The sequence below is a fragment of the Spirulina sp. LEGE 11439 genome (genome assembly GCF_059821285.1).
Map to the genome: position 1 here is coordinate 190158 of NZ_JCAMRX010000003.1, position 19038 is coordinate 209195.

General features: G+C 43.7%; 11 protein-coding genes. 7 read left to right on the forward strand and 4 right to left on the reverse strand.

The window, feature by feature from the left end; all coding sequences use genetic code 11:
• The first annotated feature begins 157 nt into the window (after nt 1-157).
• Nucleotides 158-5173 carry a CHAT domain-containing protein gene (locus AC6RV6_RS03440; RefSeq protein WP_500238915.1) on the forward strand — a complete coding sequence of 1672 codons (5016 nt, stop codon included), beginning with the start codon at nt 158-160 and terminating at the stop codon, nt 5171-5173.
• Nucleotides 5174-5204: 31 nt separating this feature from the next.
• Here the strand turns inward: AC6RV6_RS03440 and AC6RV6_RS03445 are convergent, their stop codons facing one another.
• Entirely contained in the window at nt 5205-11036 is a 5832-nt protein-coding gene (locus tag AC6RV6_RS03445; RefSeq protein ID WP_500238916.1) for a translocation/assembly module TamB domain-containing protein, read from the reverse strand.
• A gap of 73 nt (nt 11037-11109) precedes the next feature.
• Here AC6RV6_RS03445 and AC6RV6_RS03450 point away from each other — a divergent pair, with 73 nt between their 5' ends.
• The 5 genes from AC6RV6_RS03450 (at nt 11110) to AC6RV6_RS03470 (ending at nt 15016) form a co-directional block, all read left to right on the forward strand.
• The gene (locus AC6RV6_RS03450) at nt 11110-11808 is read left to right on the forward strand and encodes a 4'-phosphopantetheinyl transferase family protein (RefSeq protein WP_500238917.1); all 699 of its coding nucleotides are present in this window, start codon (nt 11110-11112) and stop codon (nt 11806-11808) included.
• 73 nt (nt 11809-11881) lie between these two features.
• Nucleotides 11882-12562: a hypothetical protein gene (locus tag AC6RV6_RS03455; protein WP_500238918.1), complete on the forward strand. Its 681-nt coding sequence runs from the start codon at nt 11882-11884 to the stop codon at nt 12560-12562.
• Nucleotides 12563-12642: 80 nt separating this feature from the next.
• Nucleotides 12643-12945 (forward strand): hypothetical protein, encoded by a 303-nt coding sequence (locus tag AC6RV6_RS03460; RefSeq protein ID WP_500238919.1) that lies wholly within the window; start codon nt 12643-12645, stop codon nt 12943-12945.
• Nucleotides 12942-13448 carry a PIN domain-containing protein gene (locus AC6RV6_RS03465; RefSeq protein ID WP_500238920.1) on the forward strand — a complete coding sequence of 169 codons (507 nt, stop codon included), beginning with the start codon at nt 12942-12944 and terminating at the stop codon, nt 13446-13448. The genes AC6RV6_RS03460 and AC6RV6_RS03465 overlap by 4 nt, the downstream gene beginning before the upstream one ends.
• A 17-nt stretch (nt 13449-13465) precedes the next feature.
• The gene (locus AC6RV6_RS03470) at nt 13466-15016 is read left to right on the forward strand and encodes an ABC transporter ATP-binding protein (protein ID WP_500238921.1); all 1551 of its coding nucleotides are present in this window, start codon (nt 13466-13468) and stop codon (nt 15014-15016) included.
• Nucleotides 15017-15921: 905 nt separating this feature from the next.
• Here the strand turns inward: AC6RV6_RS03470 and gcvT are convergent.
• The 3 genes from gcvT to AC6RV6_RS03485 form a co-directional block, all read right to left on the reverse strand.
• Nucleotides 15922-17046: a glycine cleavage system aminomethyltransferase GcvT gene (gene gcvT / locus AC6RV6_RS03475; protein ID WP_500238922.1), complete on the reverse strand. Its 1125-nt coding sequence runs from the start codon at nt 17044-17046 to the stop codon at nt 15922-15924.
• Nucleotides 17047-17165: 119 nt separating this feature from the next.
• A complete protein-coding gene (locus AC6RV6_RS03480; protein WP_500238924.1) occupies nt 17166-17798 on the reverse strand; it encodes a type IV pilin-like G/H family protein in 633 nt (210 codons plus the stop codon).
• Between the two features lie 56 nt (nt 17799-17854).
• Nucleotides 17855-18418: a type IV pilin-like G/H family protein gene (locus AC6RV6_RS03485; protein WP_500238925.1), complete on the reverse strand. Its 564-nt coding sequence runs from the start codon at nt 18416-18418 to the stop codon at nt 17855-17857.
• A gap of 285 nt (nt 18419-18703) precedes the next feature.
• Between AC6RV6_RS03485 and AC6RV6_RS03490 the strand changes: the two genes are divergently transcribed.
• Nucleotides 18704-18994 carry a hypothetical protein gene (locus tag AC6RV6_RS03490; RefSeq protein ID WP_500238926.1) on the forward strand — a complete coding sequence of 97 codons (291 nt, stop codon included), beginning with the start codon at nt 18704-18706 and terminating at the stop codon, nt 18992-18994.
• The last annotated feature ends 44 nt before the right edge of the window (nt 18995-19038 follow it).

Sequence of the window (19038 nt, forward strand, 5' to 3'; positions counted from 1 at the left end):
CTCAAATCTTGACAATTAGTATTATGTTCGCTCAAAAATCAAGGTATTCTCAAGGAATGACCTTCTTGGGATCGCGATCGCAGCCATAACAAATTTTATAAACCCATACTTGAGACAGGAAAAAATTACTTTCTATTGGTATTCAGAGACCAAACCCATGATATCTCCTTCCCAATCTAGTTCCCCAAAATCGATATTTTCTCTCTATACAGTTCCCATTTTAGCTTTAAGCGCAACAGCGATCGCACCGCTCTCGGCTTGGGGCATCGTGCCAGAGATCGATGGGACGGGGACAATTGTTACCATTAACGGTCAGCAATTCAATATTGAAGGCGGGCAATTATCCGGAGATGGACGCAATTTATTCCATAGTTTCGAGGAGTTTGGTCTTGATGCGGGACAGATTGTTAATTTTCTCTCCGCACCCAATATTCAAAATATTCTCGGTCGCGTGACTGGGGGCGATCCTTCTTTAATTAACGGACTAATTCAAGTGACAGGAGGAAATTCTAACTTATTACTCATGAATCCTGCCGGGATTGTTTTTGGCGCTCAAGCAAGTTTAAATGTTCCGGGGGATTTTACGGCCACAACAGCCACGAGAATTGGTTTGGGAGATAATTGGTTTAACGGGTTTGGCAGTAATGACTATCAAAATTTAGTCGGAAATCCCACTCGCTTTGCCTTTGATAGCGAACAACCCGGGGCGATCGTCAATGCGGGTAATCTCGCGGTTCCCCAAGGACAAAATTTAACCCTTATCGGGGGTAGCGTCCTCAATACCGGTACATTAGAAGCATCGGGAGGCTCTCTTACCGTTGCGGCGGTTCCGGGGGAAAAATGGGTGCGAATTTCTCAACCGGGAAATCTGTTGAGTTTGGAAGTTCCCGCAGAAGCCCTAGAAAATGGCATTACCCCTCTCGATCTGCCAGAGTTGCTCACGGGAACGCAAGTACAAGCCGCTACCCAAGTTACTGCCCATGAAAATAATATCATTGAGGCACGAGGGCTGGAAATGGAGTGGCATCACGGCGATGTTTCTCTCATGGGTCAACTGACGGCAGAAAATGTTAATTTAGCGGCAGCCAATCAAGTGAGAGTCGATCGCTCTGAAGCCACATGGATCGATACAGGAGATGGCATTTATAGCACGCCAACGGTAACAAAATTTCAACAAACGCCGCAAGATCCTTTCGCGTATGTCTTCGTTGATGCGACAATAGAAAATCATCAAGACTTTCTCTATGGGGGAAAACCGGGAACTGTCACGGTTGCCATTACTCCAGAAGAGCGAGGAATTGCAACCATTTCTAATCGCTTGACACTCATGGGGGGAAATGAGCCAAAAGTCGATGAAATTCACATTATTTCTGAAGGGAATGCCGGGAATTTTTGGCTGGGAAGCGATTTTGTCAGTGCGAATAATATCGATGAGTATCGGGAAGAATTGCGATCGTGGGGAGAAGGGTTAAGTGCTAACGCAGATATCTTGCTTTATAGTTGTTTGACGGCTTTGGGAGAGGCTGGCAATGTATTGATTGAAGCGATCGCAACGGAAACCGGCGCAGATGTTGCAGCTTCCACTAATTTAACTGGAAATAGCAATCTTGGGGGAAATTGGGTTCTCGAAAAGAGTACGGGGAATATTGAGGCTAATTTAGCTTTTAGCGAGGATACTTTGAATGGGTTTCAAGATACGCTGGCCGTGTTAACTGTTGATAGTAACCTTGATGTTGACGCAGTTGATGGGGTCGTAACTTTACGAGAAGCGATCGCGGCAACCAATACCAATGCCAATCATAATGATGCGATCGCGACGGGATTTGGCAATGATGAAATTCGCTTTGATTCTTCCATGACCATTACCTTAGCTTCGACCTTAAATATTGATGGAACAGGAGGCGATTTAACGATTACTGGCGGGACAAATAATATTGAAATTAGTGGTAATAATACCGTTCAAGTGTTTGATATTTCTACCGGAGCGGCAAATATTACCTTTGATAATTTAACCATTCGTAATGGTCGGACGGTGGGAGCAGGAGGAGGAATTGGGCATCAAGGAACAATGGGGACTTTGACGGTTAGTAATAGCACGATCTCAAATAACACTTCAACGGTCAGTAACGGAGGTGGAATTGCCGGACATGCCATCGATCTGATTAATAGTACAGTATCGGGAAATTCAGCGAGTAATTTAGGTGGGGGAATTCGCGGAACAAACATTTATCTTCGCAATAGTCAAGTATTGAATAATACCGCTAATATGAGCAGTGGCGGTGGTATTTATGCAGGTGGAACTGTTAATCTCGTCAATAGCACGGTATCCAATAACTCGAGTTTAAGTGCAAACAGCGATGGGGGGGGAATTGCTGCAACGACTAGCATTACAGCATCCAATAGTACGATCGCCAATAACTCGAGCGGTCGCGATGGGGGCGGACTTCGCAGTGCTAATGTTACGTTAACCAATAGTACGATCGCCAATAATTCGAGCGATCGCTACGGGGGCGGACTTCGCGGTATCAATGTTGTCACTTTGACTAACAGTACAATATCGAGCAATGAGAGTAATTCTCATGGGGGAGGGATTCTAGCAAATACCGTCAATTTAACCAATACGACAATATCGGGAAATTCTAGCACGGGTTTCGGAGGTGGGGTTGCGAGTATAAATGGAGGCACGATCCGGAATAGCACGATCGCGTTTAACACGTCGGGTAACAATGGCGGCGGTCTTTACACCAATACTGGTACTTTTGATATTGCCAATTCTATCATCGCTCGAAATACAGCCAGTGGCACGGGTAACGATATCTCTTCCCCTAACATTCATTTGCAATACAGTTTGCTCGAAGATAAGACGGGAATTACCAATTTTCTGACAGATATCAATAATCTGAAAGGCATCGATCCTCGACTTGCTCCTTTAGCGAACAATGGCGGTGCAACTCAAACTCATGCCTTACTTGATAATAGCCCGGCGCTCAATGCAGGCAATAACGGCTTGACAGCAGTTTCTACGGATCAACGCGGTGAAACGCGCATTTCTGAGGGGACGGTGGATATTGGCGCTTATGAGCGCATTGAATTTGTCGAAGAGACCGCGATCGCATCACCGCCTCCTCTCATACAAGAAACAGTATCTCAACCCACAACACCTAGTATCTCTTTTACCAACCTTGTTGACTTGGTAAAATTTCCTAAATCTTCTGTTTCGACCCCTCTTTCGCTGACTTCAAGTTCGGCAATATCAAACCCAGCCGCTTTCTTCGCTCAAAGCGAGCAAGCACTCACCGGAGAATTTCAACAGTATTTTGCAAGCGGTAATTTAACAGATTTATCGCCATCGGGAACGGCAAATGCTAGTACTCCTACAGCAGGGGGAAATACTGGCACTTCTGCCTCAAATAGCAATTCAGGAATCGGCTCGGGATCTCAGATCGCTTCTTCTGTCACCCATAATTCTTCGACAACAGGAGGAAATATCGCTGCATCTGCTGCAAACAATAGTGTATCGGGAACAGGGGTTTTGAGTTCTCAAAGTAATCCCTCTCCTACCAACAATAACGCTTCAGTCACGGGAGGAAATCCGGGTAATTCTGCCGCCAATAGCAGTTCAGGAGAAGTTACAAGTCGTTCGTCTGCTTCTCAGAATTCCGCCACGACAGGAGATGCGATCGCTGCCAATAATTCCGATAGCGGCGACCCTACGGTAACTTCGTCTTCTCAGAATTCCGCCGCGACGGGAGATGCGATCGCTGCCAATAATTCCAATAGCGGTGACCATACGGTAACTTCGTCTTCTCAGAATTCCGCCACGACGGGAGATGCGATCGCTGCCAATAATTCCGATAGCGGTAACCATACGGCAACTTCGTCAGACAGTACCAAAGAATCCAAATCTACCTCAGATTCTCAAAGCGATACCGATAATACGGCGGAGATGAATGCAGGAAATTTATCATCGGGGCAAAATGGAGGAAACGTAGAACAAGATAGTGAAGATGAAGGTCTGACACTCACTCAAGCCCAAGACAGCCTCAGAGAAGTTATGGAAAAAACAGGGATTAAACCCGCCCTCATTTATGCCATTTTCGTTCCTGCTTTGGGCAATACCGAGACTCCTCAACCTCAAGCCAATACAGATTTGCTCTATCTTCTTCTCGTTCCTCCTTCTGGGGATGCCATGCTCTATCCGACCGGAATCCCTCGCAAACATGCTTATAATATTGCCGGACAGTTGCGTCAAACCGTTACAAATCCACGCCGTCCCGATGCTTATTTAAAATCTGCTCAAAAATGGTATCAATGGATCATCGCACCCCTTGAAGCAGATCTCGAAAAGCATGAAATCGCGCATTTAACCTTCCTTCTCGATACAGGATTGCGTTCTCTACCCGTGGCAGCTTTTCACAATGGTGAAGATTTTCTCATCGAGCGCTATAGTGTGAGTATCATGCCCAGTATGTCTTTAACAGATCTCAGTTATGTCGATATTCGTAACTTGGGTTTGCTGGCCATGGGAGCCGAAAAATTTGCCGATCAAGAACCCTTACCCGCCGCTTCGGCAGAATTAGATATCCTAACGGGAGAATTGTGGCAAGGGGTTGCCTTTCGCGATGAAGACTTTACCGCCGATCGCTTGCGAGATGCCCGCCGCCAAACCCCTTACGGTATGATTCACCTCGCAACTCACGGGAGTTTTCAATCGGGAACCCCCCAAGATTCTTACATTCAATTGGGGGATGGTAAGTTAGGATTGCATCAATTGCGAGAATTGGGACTCCACGATCCTCCCGTAGAATTGATTGTTTTGAGTGCTTGTCAGACAGCGTTAGGGGATGTGGAAGCCGAGTTGGGATTTGCGGGACTGGCGGTGATGGCGGGGGTTAAATCTGCATTGGGGACGCTGTGGCGAGTGAATGATGTGGGAACGTTGGGTTTTATGACGAACTTTTACGCCCAGTTAAAAGAAGCACCGATTAAAGCCGAAGCCGTGCGGCGATCGCAGATGTCTTTACTCGATCGCAGCGTCCGTTTAGAAGAGGAAGCATTATTGACTCCGACGGGCAGTTTTCCCGTGGGGGAAGAATTAGCAAAATTGGGCGATCGCAATTTCTCCCATCCTTATTATTGGAGCGGATTTACCCTCATCGGTACACCTTGGTAATCAATGAACAATGACAACCCATTACCCAATTTTAAAACCGCGTTTCAAACTCAACAGAAAGGCGACTATCCCCCGAAAAATCCGTCGAACCGCGCACTGTAAAATTATTATTTAAGCGATATTGGGTATTAAAACGGGTTGGCTGATCCGGTGGGGTCAAATATTGCAACACCGACACCGAAAACCTGCGCCCGAAATCTTTCCCCAACTCCATCGCCACCCCTAGAGTCCCAGTGCGCCCCGTATCGTCAATGACCTCTGCCGGAAAAATACTGAAACTATCCAATCCAAACGCCTCGGCAACTTGACCTTCTACACCCCCTAAAAGCGCTGTCCCAGCAATATTTGCTAACCCTCCTGCTAGTGCCGTACTATCTCCTCCTGCTATAGCATTGACAAAACCACCACCTAACAAGGCAATTAACTCAGTTTCGCTGCGTCGCGGATTACTCCTTAAAGTGAGAATTTGGTTCGCAGGCCGTCCCCCCGTCGCCGCCGATGTTTTCAAGGTATCTGCCAACTCAAACGCCGTACTTGTCACTTGTGCCTCAACGCGAAGAGTTTGTACCGAACCGACATTTGTGGGGGTATCGCGAACCTCAGAGGTTAAGGTGTCGCTTCTAATCACAGGACGAGACGTTTCTAAGGCCGACCCTAATAATAGTAAATCTAATTCCGGATCCAATCCTCGTTCGGGAACAAAGCGGGCAATATTTTCATAGCTGCGATCTAAACGCAGAGTTGTCGTAAACAAATTCACAAAACCCTGCCTGAGATTAATCGTACCTTGGGGTTGCAGGTCGGCCAAAGTTCCATTTACCCAAAAACTTCCCCCGGCGACAAACTGTAAAATCGGCAATTGTTCGATCGCAAAGTTATCCGTGAGGGTCAATTGTAAATTATCAAAAGAAACGGCTTCAGCTAGGGCGCTATTCCCTCCCGGTAATCCTTCACCTCCAGCCCCTGCAGCCCCCAAAACCTGTAAGCTACCGTTGGCCACCTCCAACGCGCCTGAAATTTTAGGCTCGATCGCACTGCCGGCAATTTGCACGTTTCCTTGAATTTCCCCACTCAATAGCCCTTTTAAGTTCAAGGCTAACGTTTCTAAGTTCACCGTCAAAGGGTTTTCTTGAGGAGTGGCCGAAAAGGTGGGCAGAGTGCCTGATGCCACGATATCTCCTCCGCCAAATTTCCCCGTTAACTGCTTCACATCGATGCGATCGAAGTTGAGCGCAATTTCGCCATTGAGGTCGGTAATGGGGTCGGGAATGACTTGTAAATTAACAGTTCCATCTTCTAGGATGATATTTCCATCGGCAACTAATCTCACTAAACGTTTGGTATCGGGATCGATAAAACCGTTCACTGTAACATCAACTTTCCCTTTCCCGTCTTCCCATGCCAATTGCTGGCGCGTGAGAATGTTAATAATTGCCAGTCCGTCATCTTTAAGATTCGCTTTCACGCTTAAGGAAGTATCTTCCGGCGGTAAAGCGATCGGGATGGGCAGGCGATAGGGAATTGCCCCAGTTAAAGTGAGAGGAGTACCTTCTTCTGCGAGGAGGCTTTTGCCGGAAAAACGCAAACGTGCTTTGTTATAACTGAAGGAGCCTTCGGCGGAATAGACATCGGTATCATTAATTTGAGCATCGGCAATATCGACTCGACCCCGGGCTTGGGGGTTTTCTTGAGTCCCAGAAAGGTTAGCGGTTAAATTGATACGACCGCCAAAACCGATCGCTGGGGGTAAGGGTAGTAAATCTTGTAAGAGAATAATCGGAAATTCCGTCACGTCTACTTTACCGGAAATCCCTTCTCCTCCGTAGGTTCCCGATGCTTGCACGAATCCGTCTCCGGCTCTCACTTCCAAAGGTAAGATCGTAATCAGCCCTTTTTCTATACTTCCTTTTGCGATCGCGGTATCCATCGCAAAGGAACCCCAGTCCCAATCCAATCCCGAGAGATCGAAGTCTGCATCCACCCCGTCAAACCCTTCTCGCAGTTTTGCTGAGATTTGAATCGTGCCGTCAAAATCTCCGCGTAAGTCTGCGAGAGGCGGTACGGGAAAGGCTTTGCGGCGTTCTTCTTCTTGGAGGTCGAGGAGAGTGTTAATTTCTGAGAGGCGGCGCAGTCGATCGAGAATCGAGGTTTCGTCAAGAGAGCCAACTGCAAGGGTATTTAAGTCCTCTGCATCTCCGGGGGCATCTCGTTCAAGGGTGCGGGCAAGGCGTAAGAAGTCCTGAAAATCTTTTAAGCGGAAGGTTTTCAATAAATCCTGAATGTCTCCATTGGTAATCTGTACATCTCCTTGAATTTGAGGATCGCTAAACATCTTGCTTAACTGGGCATCGAGAAGATATTGGGTTTCTCCTTCACTAAAGTCCCCCTCTTGGAGAGAAATCATGCCATTCGCATAAGCAATTTGTCCGCTAAAGCGATCGCCGTTTAGGGGTCCGAAAACCGGGTCGGCGATCGCGATATTTCCTTCTGCTGACCATGTTTGCAAATCGATGGCAAAGTTCCCTTCTAAATTGCCCGATAGGGGTTGTGCGGCAACCAAGCGCGGGAAGAGGTGTAAAGGGGCGGTTGCTTTGGCGAGGGCAAGGGGAAAATTCGCGATCGCTGCATTGAGAATATCCCCATCTCGTTCTCCCGTAGCGGTAAATTCGTCGAGTTTTACGGCAAAGGTTTCCGGGAGATAGTTGCGATCGAGGGTTGCGGTAATTTTATCTTTTGTTCCGCGTATATCTGCGTTCCCGCCTTCTCCGGCTGCAAAATTGACTTCTCCCGAAAGAACCGGATCGAGAACCAGTTGATTCAACGCAACGTTATCGAGGGAAACTTGACCGTGCAAAGAAGGCGATCGCAGAGTTCCCGAAACGTTCCCGGCAAATCCAACAAACCCAGACAGGAGAATACTTTCATTGTCCAATCCCAAGGCAGTAAAGCGGGCAACTTCGGTTTTAAAGCGTGCGAGATCCACGTTCTGTAGGTTGGCATCAAAATTAAATTCTCCCAATGCCCCCAATATATCCCGTTCCAAAAGCGCGATAAGATTGATATTCAGATAACCGGCTGCTGTTAATTGGTCGGCGGCGGTTGCTTTCTCAATGTTCAGTCGCGACCCATTCCAAGCAAAGATCGCTTCGAGAGGGCGATCGATGAGGGATACCCCTTCACTCAAATTAATTGTTCCTTTGGCATTTAAGGCAGTGGGTGTAAAGTCTGCTAAGTTTGCATTAATATTGATATTCCCATTTAAAATTCCGCGTAACTCTGAAGACACGCGACTGACTTGTAGTCCGCGAGGAATGAGATTAGTTTGTAAATTGCCCTCGGCTAAAACAATATTATTCGCGGTAATCTTTCCTCCGACGGCATTAATATAGCCTGTTCCTGTGGCGCGAATTTCTTGTAAATTCAAGGCATTTAAAGATCCAGTTATGTTAAAATTTCCTGCTGCGATCGCTTCTAAATTGGGCGGAATTTGTGGCGTAATTCGACTGGGGATAATTCCTGATGCACCGATATTCGCCAGCCAATTTCCCTCGCTAACCTTAAAACTCGCTTGTGCCGTTCCTCCTGCCAAATGATTAATATTTCCTGTCCCTTTAATTGAAAGTTGAGCCAGATCGAAGGCGAGTTTATTAGTGGCTAATAATTGATAATTAATATCGGCATTTCCAGAAACCAGACCGAGGGATTTTCGGTTGATTTTTAGATCGGCGGGCAATGCTACCAGTTTCGATAATTCTTCGAGTTGAATATCGGCGGCAGAAACCTTGGCCGTGAGAGTATCATTTGCAAAGTTAAAGCCGGTTGCGCTGCCTTCTCCACCTGCAATTCCCAAACTCATTTTCCCTGTTCCCGTGACGTTTTCCGGGAAAAATCCGGCTAAATTTCCGCTTATATTGAATTGTCCAGCTAAATTTCCTAAAGGTGGTAACGGAAAGCGATCGCGCAAAGAAATCGGTATAATTTTTCCGACATTGACTCCAGAGGAACGTGCAATCGTCGAGAATTGATTATTGGCAAAATTCAGATTATTAATTTGTACCTTTCCTCCTGCTAAATTCAGGATTGCATCACCGCGAACGATCGCATTTTCGACAATTGCTGCGAGAGCAAAATTTTCTAGAGAACCCGATAAATTAAACTTAGCATTTGCTTTGCCGATTTGCTGGCGAACTTCATTGGGAAGTGGGAGAACTTGACCCAAACCCATATCAGAAACAAGAATTGTGCCATTATAGCGCCTATTTTCTACGCGAAGATTATTCACTGTAACGCGACCTTCTCCTAAAAGGATATTACTGCTTACTGTTGCCTGAAAATCTTGCCAATTGTCTAGAGGGACGGAAACTCGCGATCGCGCTGACAAACGCCCTAAATTAAAAGGCGAATCTTGCAGTTTTATCTCGTAAAGGTTAGCAAAATTTGTAGCAGAAACATTATTAACATTGATATTCGCGATCGCATTTTTCTCTTTCCATCTCAGTTTTGCATCTCCAGTAATTTCGCCCCCCAAAGCAGGATTAACGAGAAAGCGATTCACAGTGAGAATTTGTTGATTGACCGCAATATCGAAATCGGCGTTAATTGTTTTTAAGGCAATGCGATCGAGTTGAGGGGAAATGCAGCTTTTTTGCGGCGAACAAGCATTTTTTAACGATCCAGATAGTTTAATATTATCAAAATCTCCGGTTAATTGGCTCTCAACTTCAACGGCTCCTGAAAAAGAAATATTGGGAGGTTTAATCTCGACAGTTTTAAACAGCGTCGAAAATTCTACCGGTTGTACGATCGCGCTAACATCAAATCCAGATTCTCGGGAAACCGTTCCATTAACAGTTGTCGCAATTTTTCCTAAATAAGCCGTAATCTCTTCTAATTGTGCTTTTTGTCCTTGCAAGCGAATCGTCCCTTGCGGAATTGTCAAGGGTTGAGAAACGAGTTCGCTAGCAACGGCAATTTTTGCGATCGTTGCGACTCCAGTAATTGACGGTAAACTATCGAGAGAAAAAGGATTTCCGGCAATATCAATGTTGGCATTAATTCCGGCTTCTCCTTGCAAATCGGCAATCTGATAATTCTCCAGACGGAGAGGAATAATGTTCTTGAATTCTGCAAGATTAACATTACTTGCTGTTAAGTTTAATTTCGCTTTTAAATTAGGAATCTTTTTTTCAGGAACTGTTCCTTCACCTTGAACGGAAAAGGCTCCTCCTTCAGGAAAAAATCCTTCTAAAGCTGCGATCGTAACATTTTCATATTTATCTTTAAGATGTACGATCGCCCGAGTTGCAGTCACACGAATGGGAGGTTGTAACTCTCCATCAGTATAGCGACTAACAGCAGTTAAATTGCCATCAAATACCCGAACCGTAGAAACATTAACGCTAATAGGAAAATCGCTTTTGGGAAAAGGAGGAATATCTAACCAATTTCGCTTTTCTCTTTGTTCGAGATAAGCATCGGCTTCAATGAGGGCAATATCTAAATTGAGCTTGCGTTGTGTTAAAATGATGAGAGGATTGTAGCGAACGCGAATGCTTTGTACGGTGGCAGTATCTGGTTGATCGGCTGTTGTCGGAATGACCGTTCTTCCCAAACGCAATCCGGTGAGAGAAAATGATTCAACATCCCCCAATTCTACTGGACGTTGAAGAAGATTTTCGAGGATATTTTCCACCCGAGGACTGAGAAAGCGAGGGGCGAGAAAATACTGCACGAGAAGCCAAATAATGGCGAGACTGCTGGCGGTTCCAACCCCTAAAATAAGTAAAAGCCGCAACCAAAAATTGCGTCTGCGTTGGGGAGGTGGGTTGTCGCGACGATCGCCAGATCCGGGTAATAGATTCATTTTGTCTCACTCCTCTCACACTTCTTTGCATTATGAACGAAAGATTGATTGAATGAAACCAAAAATTGATTGAATGAAACCAAAAGATGAATTTTGGCAGTTTCTCCCCGAAATTTTCCATTTACCGGATGGAGAGGTTCGCATTTGGCGGTGTGATGTCAAATCTCCCCCCGTGACGGTGGCGGAGTTGGAAAAATTGCTTTCTGAGGATGAAAAAACGAAGGCGGGGCGATTTTGTTTCCCTCGCGATCGCGATCGCTATATCTTCGGCCGGGGATTATTGCGGGTGCTATTGGGACGCTATTTACAACAGAATCCTCAGAATTTGCAATTTGTTTATTCTGCCAAAGGAAAACCCTTTTTGAAAGGAGGCGAGGTGCAATTCAATATTTCTCATTCTGGGGATTTGGTTTTGTATGGAGTGAGTCGCGATCGCGCGATCGGAGTTGATGTAGAACAAATTCGCCCCCTTCCCGACGCATTGAAATTGGCACAGCGTTTCTTTTGTCAAGCAGAATGGGAGAAGATCCAAGGTTTACCCTCTAATTTGACCTCAAGGGCATTTTTCACGGCTTGGACGCGCAAAGAGGCTTTTCTCAAGGCGACAGGAGATGGAATTGTCGGGTTAAAAGATATTGAAGTTTCTCTTTTACCCGATGAACCCGCTCAAATTTATCGCATTGAAGGGAAAATAGTAGAAGGATGGCAACTTGAGGCTCTCGATCTGGGTGAGGAATATGTCGGGGCTGTTGCGATCGAGAGAAAAAATTAATCCCACAAAACGAACCTATTCATCAATTTTTGCGTCTGTAAGTTTATCAGCTTCCAGACATCAAGGAAACACCATGAAACAGCAAATCGTTACTATTTTAGCACTCCTGAGTATGGCGGCAACACCTCCCGCTTTTGCTGTCGAACCTTCTCTTGTAAATTATCGCGATCGCGTTTCTTGGTCGGAGGTAGAGTACAGTAATTTCGATGGCTTGTATGTGAACGATCGCCATACAGGAATTGGCGGCGATCGCGATTATTTTGTCAGTCAGTGGAGTCGCAATGCCATTCGTTTAACCTTTCGAGATAGCTTTATTGAGAGTGTTTCTATCGTTCCTCGTATTCGCTATCGTTCGCGAAGGCATTACAATCATAGAAGGGAAAAATGGGAAAGTATTTCTTTTCCTGAAGTCGTCAACGAACGGGTAGAAAATTGGAGCTATTCTGAGTATTCTCCTCACGCTATTCATTTTAGGATTAATGAGGAGGAATATACTTACAACGATGGAGAAGTTGCACCAGAATTAGCGAATGCTCTCGCCAATGCACCCGCAGAAAATATGATAATTCGCCTTGAATTTTCGGAATCCAATCAACACAATCTTAAGCCATTAATGGAAGTTGAAATTGGCAAAAAAACAGTTTTAGCATGGCGAAAAGTCTTTGCAGAAGTTCCCGATCGTGCTGAAATTCAAAGGATTATTAACCGGGATTCAGAACGAAATGAGATAGAACCCAGAGAAAGCCGTCGCTAATTGGGTGCATCTCAAATGTTAATAAACTCTATTTTATGTTACAATAGAAAGATTAATTAGTTAGTATCTTGAAAAAAACTATGTCACAGATGGAAATTAGGTATGATGTTCGTGCTGCTGTGAAATCTGCGGTTAATTATATACAATCGTTTCAAGATCTTCTAGGAAATCTTGAAAACTTACGACTTGAAGAAGTAGAACTATCGGAAGATCAAAAATATTGGTTAATCACGCTAGGTTTTGACATCAACAACAGTTCTGAGGCTGATGAAAATCCATTGTTTCCTATTGTTGAAGTAACAAAGCAAGAACGACAATACAAACTCATTAAAGTTGATACTGTGTCAGGAAAAGCTCAATCTATGAAAATACGCAAGCCATGAAAAAATATATTAGCAATTTGCTACAATGCTACAAACAAAAAGGGCTTTTAATTGATACTAATATCCTCTTGGTTCTCTTTGTTGGAAGAGTGAATCGTCGGAGAATTTCTGAATTTGATCGAACCGAAAAATATACAGCTAAAGATTATGATGTCTTGGTAAAAATCACTAAGAGTTTTGCAAAAATTGTTACAACACCCAATATTCTCACGGAAGTTAATAGTTTAATCAATCAACTAAAAGAACCTGAACGTTCTCGATGCTTAGTATTATTTTCCGATCTACTTTCTAGAATTGATGAGTTTTATCTGGAAAGTCAAAAAATCAGTGAAATGGATAAGTTTGCTAAATTTGGTTTGACAGATTGTGGGATTTTAGATTTAGCCCGAAATCGGTATTTGGTATTAACAGATGATTTTAAATTAGCGAACTATTTACAAAGTGTAGGGGTTGATACAATTAATTTTGCCAATATACAGCAGACGTATTATTTTAAGAAGTAATATTCTTGATTGAGAAAATGAGATCGCACTCCACTTTCTCCCAAAAAAATATCATTTCTCCCCCCGAGTTAGAAGTTCGCGAAATAACCAAACATTTTGGCCATTTCGTCGCTTTGGATGATGTATCCATGCAAGTAAAACCCGGTACCTTTCAAGCGTTATTGGGAGAAAATGGCGCAGGCAAAAGCACCCTTGTTAAATGTATTATGGGATTTTACCATGTCGATCGCGGTGACATTCTCATCGGCGGGCGATCGCGACGTATTGAGAACCCGAACGATGCTCATCAATTCGGTGTTGGGATGGTCTATCAGCAGTTTACCTCGATTCCGGCCATGACCGTTGCGGAAAATCTGGTTTTGTCTCGTCGCGATCGCGGATTTTTCATCAATTGGCAGCAGGAATACAAAAATCTTACTGCATTTATGAAAACTTCTCCTTTCCATCTTCCTTTAAAGGTTTCTGTCGATCGACTTGCTGCGGGACAGAAGCAAAAACTAGAAATTCTCAAACAATTGTATCTAAAAAGTCGAATTTTAATTCTTGACGAACCGACTTCTGTTTTAACGCCTCAAGAAGCAGATGAAATTTTAGGATTGTTGCGGGAAGAAGTGACCGCAGGACGATTAAGCGTACTTTTGATTACTCACAAATTCCGCGAAGTGATGGCATTTGCAGATGAGGTGACGATATTGAGAAAAGGAAAACTTATCGGATCGGGAAAAGTGAAAGATTTATCTATTACCGATATGGCAGAAATGATGTTAGGAAAAGCTAGAAAAATTAAGGAAACGATTAAAGTCGAGCGCCTCGAAAAAATCCCTGTTTTAGAGGTTCGTAATCTGCACGCTAATAAAGATAATGGATTTGAAGCCGTCAAAGGAGTCAATATTGCGATCGCGAAGGGGGAAATTGTTGGGATAGCGGGAGTATCGGGAAACGGTCAAAAAGAATTAGTTGAAGTGCTATCAGGTCAACGCATCACCACGAGAGGGCGAGTTTTGGTAAGTGGAGAAGTTTATCAGGGGACGCGCAAAGAAATGCGCGATCGCGGCGTTTTTTCTCTACCGGAAGAACCCTTACAAAATGCTTGTGTTCCTCAAATGAGTGTGGCAGAAAATATGGCGTTACGAACCTTCGATCGCCCTCCGCAAACTCGCTGGAAATTCCTCTTAATTTTCCGGGAAATTCGTCGCATGGCACGCAGTTTAATCGCACAATTTTCCATTAACACACCCTCGCCAGATGTCCCTATTGCTACTTTATCGGGCGGTAATATCCAACGAACAGTTTTAGCACGAGAACTTTCTTCTCATACAATTAAACTTCTGATTGCGGCCAATCCTTGCACGGGATTAGATTTTGCCGCCGTTGAATACATTCGCGATCGCTTGATTACAGCTAGAAATAATGGGGTGGCAATTTTATTGGTTAGTGAAGATTTAGAGGAGTTATTGGAATTAAGCGATCGCCTTCTCGTGATGAGTGAAGGCAAGTTTGTTTATGAAAGTGCAATTTCAGAGGCGGATTTTGCTGCGATCGGTCGTGCAATGGCGGGACATGAATAATAATTTGGGTTGAGGAACAAAACCCAACCTACAAAAATTTAAACATGACAAAAGCAGTACCTCGACTAGACTTGCAAGGGACTTCCCGATATTAATCGATACTATGTGGAGTTGCGACTGAGTTGAATGTTAAATTCAAAACCTTGAATTCGGGTTGTATTGCTCTCTAGTTTAATGAGATTAATTAGAGGTGCACTCAGGATTCAAGTTTCAGTTGTATGGCTCCCGGAATCGCTATTAAGGGAAATTTTGCTTTCTTGTGAGCGTACTGCTTATTGTACTTTTTTTTGTTTGGCGAGACAGATAGGATATTAACAGCTTTGTTTACCTCTCTTACTTGTTGGTTTGGTCTTGTTAATTTGACCATTTGGTCTTGGCTGTTTATCTGCCGGGGAAGCATTCATTTATTGACTGCTTCAATTATTAATTTAGCAGGTTTTTTCGCGGAATTCCAGATTTGCAATAAAACTTTACTTTAACAAAAAAAAATTCTACTTAGGCTGAAATACTCAAAACCAGAGCGTTTTCTTCTAGACTTGCTCGGTTTTCTCTATCTTTCTTCAAGTTTTTCAGGGGTCTACTTAAGTCGGAAGTTTGATTTTCCAGTTAACTTTAGAGATATCCCTCAGTCTTTCAGTTTAGAGAATTTGAGTGTTCTTGTAAGATGTTGCTCTGGTTTTTGGAGGTTGGTATGAGATACCAAGAAATTGAAACAGCTTAGATATTGAACCAAGTTCATTAAAACAGAGTTTTTTGCCCTGTTGCTATCGTTGATGCCGTTTTTTTAAGAAGCATTTAACTGCTTCAATTTCTACATTACCATCCCTTGAGAATCTATTTCACGATCGCAAACAAACTTTACGAAATTTCGAGCGATCGCCATAAAAAATATGAAAAAAGTTGCACTAAGCCCGGTGAGGAGAGCGATAAAAGGGCTTTTTCACAACGATCGCGGGATGGGTTTTACCGCGAATTTCCACTTCGAGGAGCGTCCCTTTTTTCGCAAAACGCTTGGGGACGTAAGCTAAAGCGATCGCTTTTCCTAAAGTTGGCGACAGGGTACCGCTCGTAACTTCTCCGACTTTTTCACCTTCAACAAGGATAGGATAACCATGACGGGCAATGTAACGCCCCTGCATTTCTAAACCGATTAACTTGCGATCGAGTCCGTTTTGTTTTTGTTGTTCTAAAACTTCTCGTCCGATAAATTCCCCTTTGGTGGGCAAATGTACCAACCATCCTAAACCAGCTTCTAATGGAGTGGTCTCATCGGTAATATCTTGTCCGTAAAGTGCCATCGCCGCTTCTAAGCGCAAGGTATCCCGCGCCCCCAACCCGCAAGGCGTAACTCCGGCGGCGAGAAGCGATCGCCATAATTGCCGTCCGGCTTCGAGGTCGAGCATAATTTCAAAGCCATCCTCTCCGGTGTAGCCAGTCCTCGCTATAAATACCGACTCTCCCGCGATAGATGCGTTGAGATGCTCAAATGCCTTGAGGGACTCGATATCGCCTTTAATGAGAGGTTTAAGGACGGCGATCGCTTGGGGTCCTTGTACTGCTAACAAGACGCGATCGAGAGAAACATCCTCTAAGGTAATGCCCGATGTTTGCAAATGCTGTAACATCCATTCTTTATCTCGCGATCGCGTTGCGGCGTTGACGATCGCAACCCCAGATTGCATTCCCGTCTCATCTTCTCCTTGATAATAAATAATGACATCATCGATAATTCCGCCGCGATCGTTTAACAGCACGGTATATTGAGCCTGTCCGGCTTGCAACCGTTCCAGATCGGAAGGAAAGAGGGGTTGAAGATGGGAGAGTAAATTCTGTCCTTTGAGGATAAACTTACCCATGTGGGAAATATCGAACATTCCCACCTGCGATCGCACGGCGGCGTGTTCTTGTTTGAGTCCGGCAAACTGTACGGGCATTTCCCAGCCGGCAAAGTCTGTAAAACGCGCTCCAAGCGCGGAAATTTCGGCAAAGAGAGGAGTTCTGACTAGATCGATCTTTTTGGAGGTAGCCACAGGTATTTGTATGCTTTTTGCAAATAAACTGTTTCTATCGTAATCAATTAATATCCCAGTTCGATTAAACGCCGATCGCTTACGATAATGCGATCGCAATTTACATTTTCCTCGCCTCCTTATTTTTGTTCATTCTCGGGAATATTTTCTTGTTCGCCTACTCGAGAAAAGGAGAGTAAACCCGAATTAATCAAACCCTGACCGCCGACAGTAACGCGATCGCAGTTAATATTGTCCTCATTTTCTTCAGTGGGAAGACCGATCCAATTTGGATTCTTTCCGGTTGGTTCCACGGATTCACAAGCGATCGCGATCGTCACGATGTCATCATTCATAATCGTTTTGCGGACAATGCCAAGATAGGCTTTTTCTCCATCTACAATCGGTGTTGCTAAATGATTGATAACTGTTAGTTTATCCCTTGGATTCCCCATAATTTCATATTTATATTTCTCAATATTTGACTGAAACTTTGCTTGTAGCTGATTTGGATCGATCGCAAAAATTTGCTTCTTTAAATACAATTCCTGTTGAGCATAATTCATTGCTGCCACATTATTAGCACCTTCAGAGCCACGGCAACAAAATAGCATTTCTTTCTCTTGATTTTCGAAAAATTTAGGCAGTAGGAAGAAACTGAGCATTCCCAAAGCGATCGCAAGGATGAGAATACGAATCCAGATAGAGCCATTTTCGCGATCGCGCCGATCGTTGAGATACCGGAAGAATTTGATTCTTAATGCTAATTTCATTATATTTTCCTCTTTTTTGGCTTTCATTAACTGTCAATCCAGTGAAATAGAGTCAATTATTTACTTAAATCAATTAAACGTTGACCGCCTACTGTAATGCAATCGCAACTAAGAGCTTTCTCGCCTTCTTTGATAGAAAGACCTTCCCAAATAGGATTTTTTCCTGTGGGTTCTTTGGATTTGCAACCCACTGAAATTGATACAAGCTCACCATCAATTATTGTTGTTCCAACAATACTGAGATGGACTAAAAGCCCATCTTGCAGAGGAATTGCTAAATTATTGACAATTGTAGGTTTGTCTGATGGGATGCCAATAATTTCATATTTGTAGTTCACCGTTTTTGATTGAATTCCTATACCTAGTTGAACGAGATCGGTTGTAAAGTGTTTATTTTCCCAATAAAAAGCCTGTTGAGCGCGACCCATAGCTCCAACATTATTACGACTTTCACTTTGGCGACCATGACTTGTTTGAGTAAATAATTGAGGGAGTGTCTTTGTCACGAACACACCAATTAGGATTGCAAGGACGAGAACACGAATCCAGATAGAGCCATTTTCGCGATCGCGCCAATGATAGAAATATTGTAAAAATTTGTTTTTGAGTACGGGTTTCATCTAACTTCCTCCTTATCCACTCTTAATTTAAGAAGAGAAAAAACTCAATAAAAATCCATTCTCAGCAAAAAATATCTTTCTTTTTTGCTAAGTTTTATGTTTCTCTTGTCTCTACAGTTAACCTACCCAGATTCTCTCGTTTTCTGTCATTCACTCTTAAGATTTTTCCCAAGATCGCGCCAATGATGATGATTTCGATCGCGCAGTGCGGTAAAAACTGATATTATTAAAATCATCTCTCGATATTAAGGTTCTATTTTTTAGCTTTTCGGTGATAACTTTAAGATGTTGATTTTTGTAATTGTTTTTAATTGCATCCTTGCTCTCATTAATTTCTATGTCGCATGGAAAATTATCCGCTTGCGAAAAACAATCGCTAGAGCAACGAAAACTCTGATTTCTCTCGATCGCACCCTTTATAATTCCCTCCATCCAGCACCGCGCTATATTTACATGGCACAAAAAGGAAGCGCCAACCTGCGCGATCGCTACAGCAAACTAGAAGGACAACTGCAAAAAATTCAAAGACTCCTCAACCTTCTCAAACTCGTTCTCAAAGTCTGGCAAAGAAAATAGAAAAAGTAAGTAGAATCCCAAAATTGTTCATTGCTTATTGCTCA

Bases quoted from the DNA above. Each gene is read 5' to 3' on its own strand.
- AC6RV6_RS03440 (WP_500238915.1), top strand. From the start codon at position 158: ATGATATCTCCTTCCCAATCTAGTTCCCCAAAATCGATATTTTCTCTC.
- AC6RV6_RS03445 (WP_500238916.1), bottom strand. From the start codon at position 11,036: ATGAATCTATTACCCGGATCTGGCGATCGTCGCGACAACCCACCTCCC.
- AC6RV6_RS03450 (WP_500238917.1), top strand. From the start codon at position 11,110: ATGAAACCAAAAGATGAATTTTGGCAGTTTCTCCCCGAAATTTTCCAT.
- AC6RV6_RS03455 (WP_500238918.1), top strand. From the start codon at position 11,882: ATGAAACAGCAAATCGTTACTATTTTAGCACTCCTGAGTATGGCGGCA.
- AC6RV6_RS03460 (WP_500238919.1), top strand. From the start codon at position 12,643: ATGTCACAGATGGAAATTAGGTATGATGTTCGTGCTGCTGTGAAATCT.
- AC6RV6_RS03465 (WP_500238920.1), top strand. From the start codon at position 12,942: ATGAAAAAATATATTAGCAATTTGCTACAATGCTACAAACAAAAAGGG.
- AC6RV6_RS03470 (WP_500238921.1), top strand. From the start codon at position 13,466: ATGAGATCGCACTCCACTTTCTCCCAAAAAAATATCATTTCTCCCCCC.
- AC6RV6_RS03480 (WP_500238924.1), bottom strand. From the start codon at position 17,798: ATGAAATTAGCATTAAGAATCAAATTCTTCCGGTATCTCAACGATCGG.
- AC6RV6_RS03485 (WP_500238925.1), bottom strand. From the start codon at position 18,418: ATGAAACCCGTACTCAAAAACAAATTTTTACAATATTTCTATCATTGG.
- AC6RV6_RS03490 (WP_500238926.1), top strand. From the start codon at position 18,704: ATGTTGATTTTTGTAATTGTTTTTAATTGCATCCTTGCTCTCATTAAT.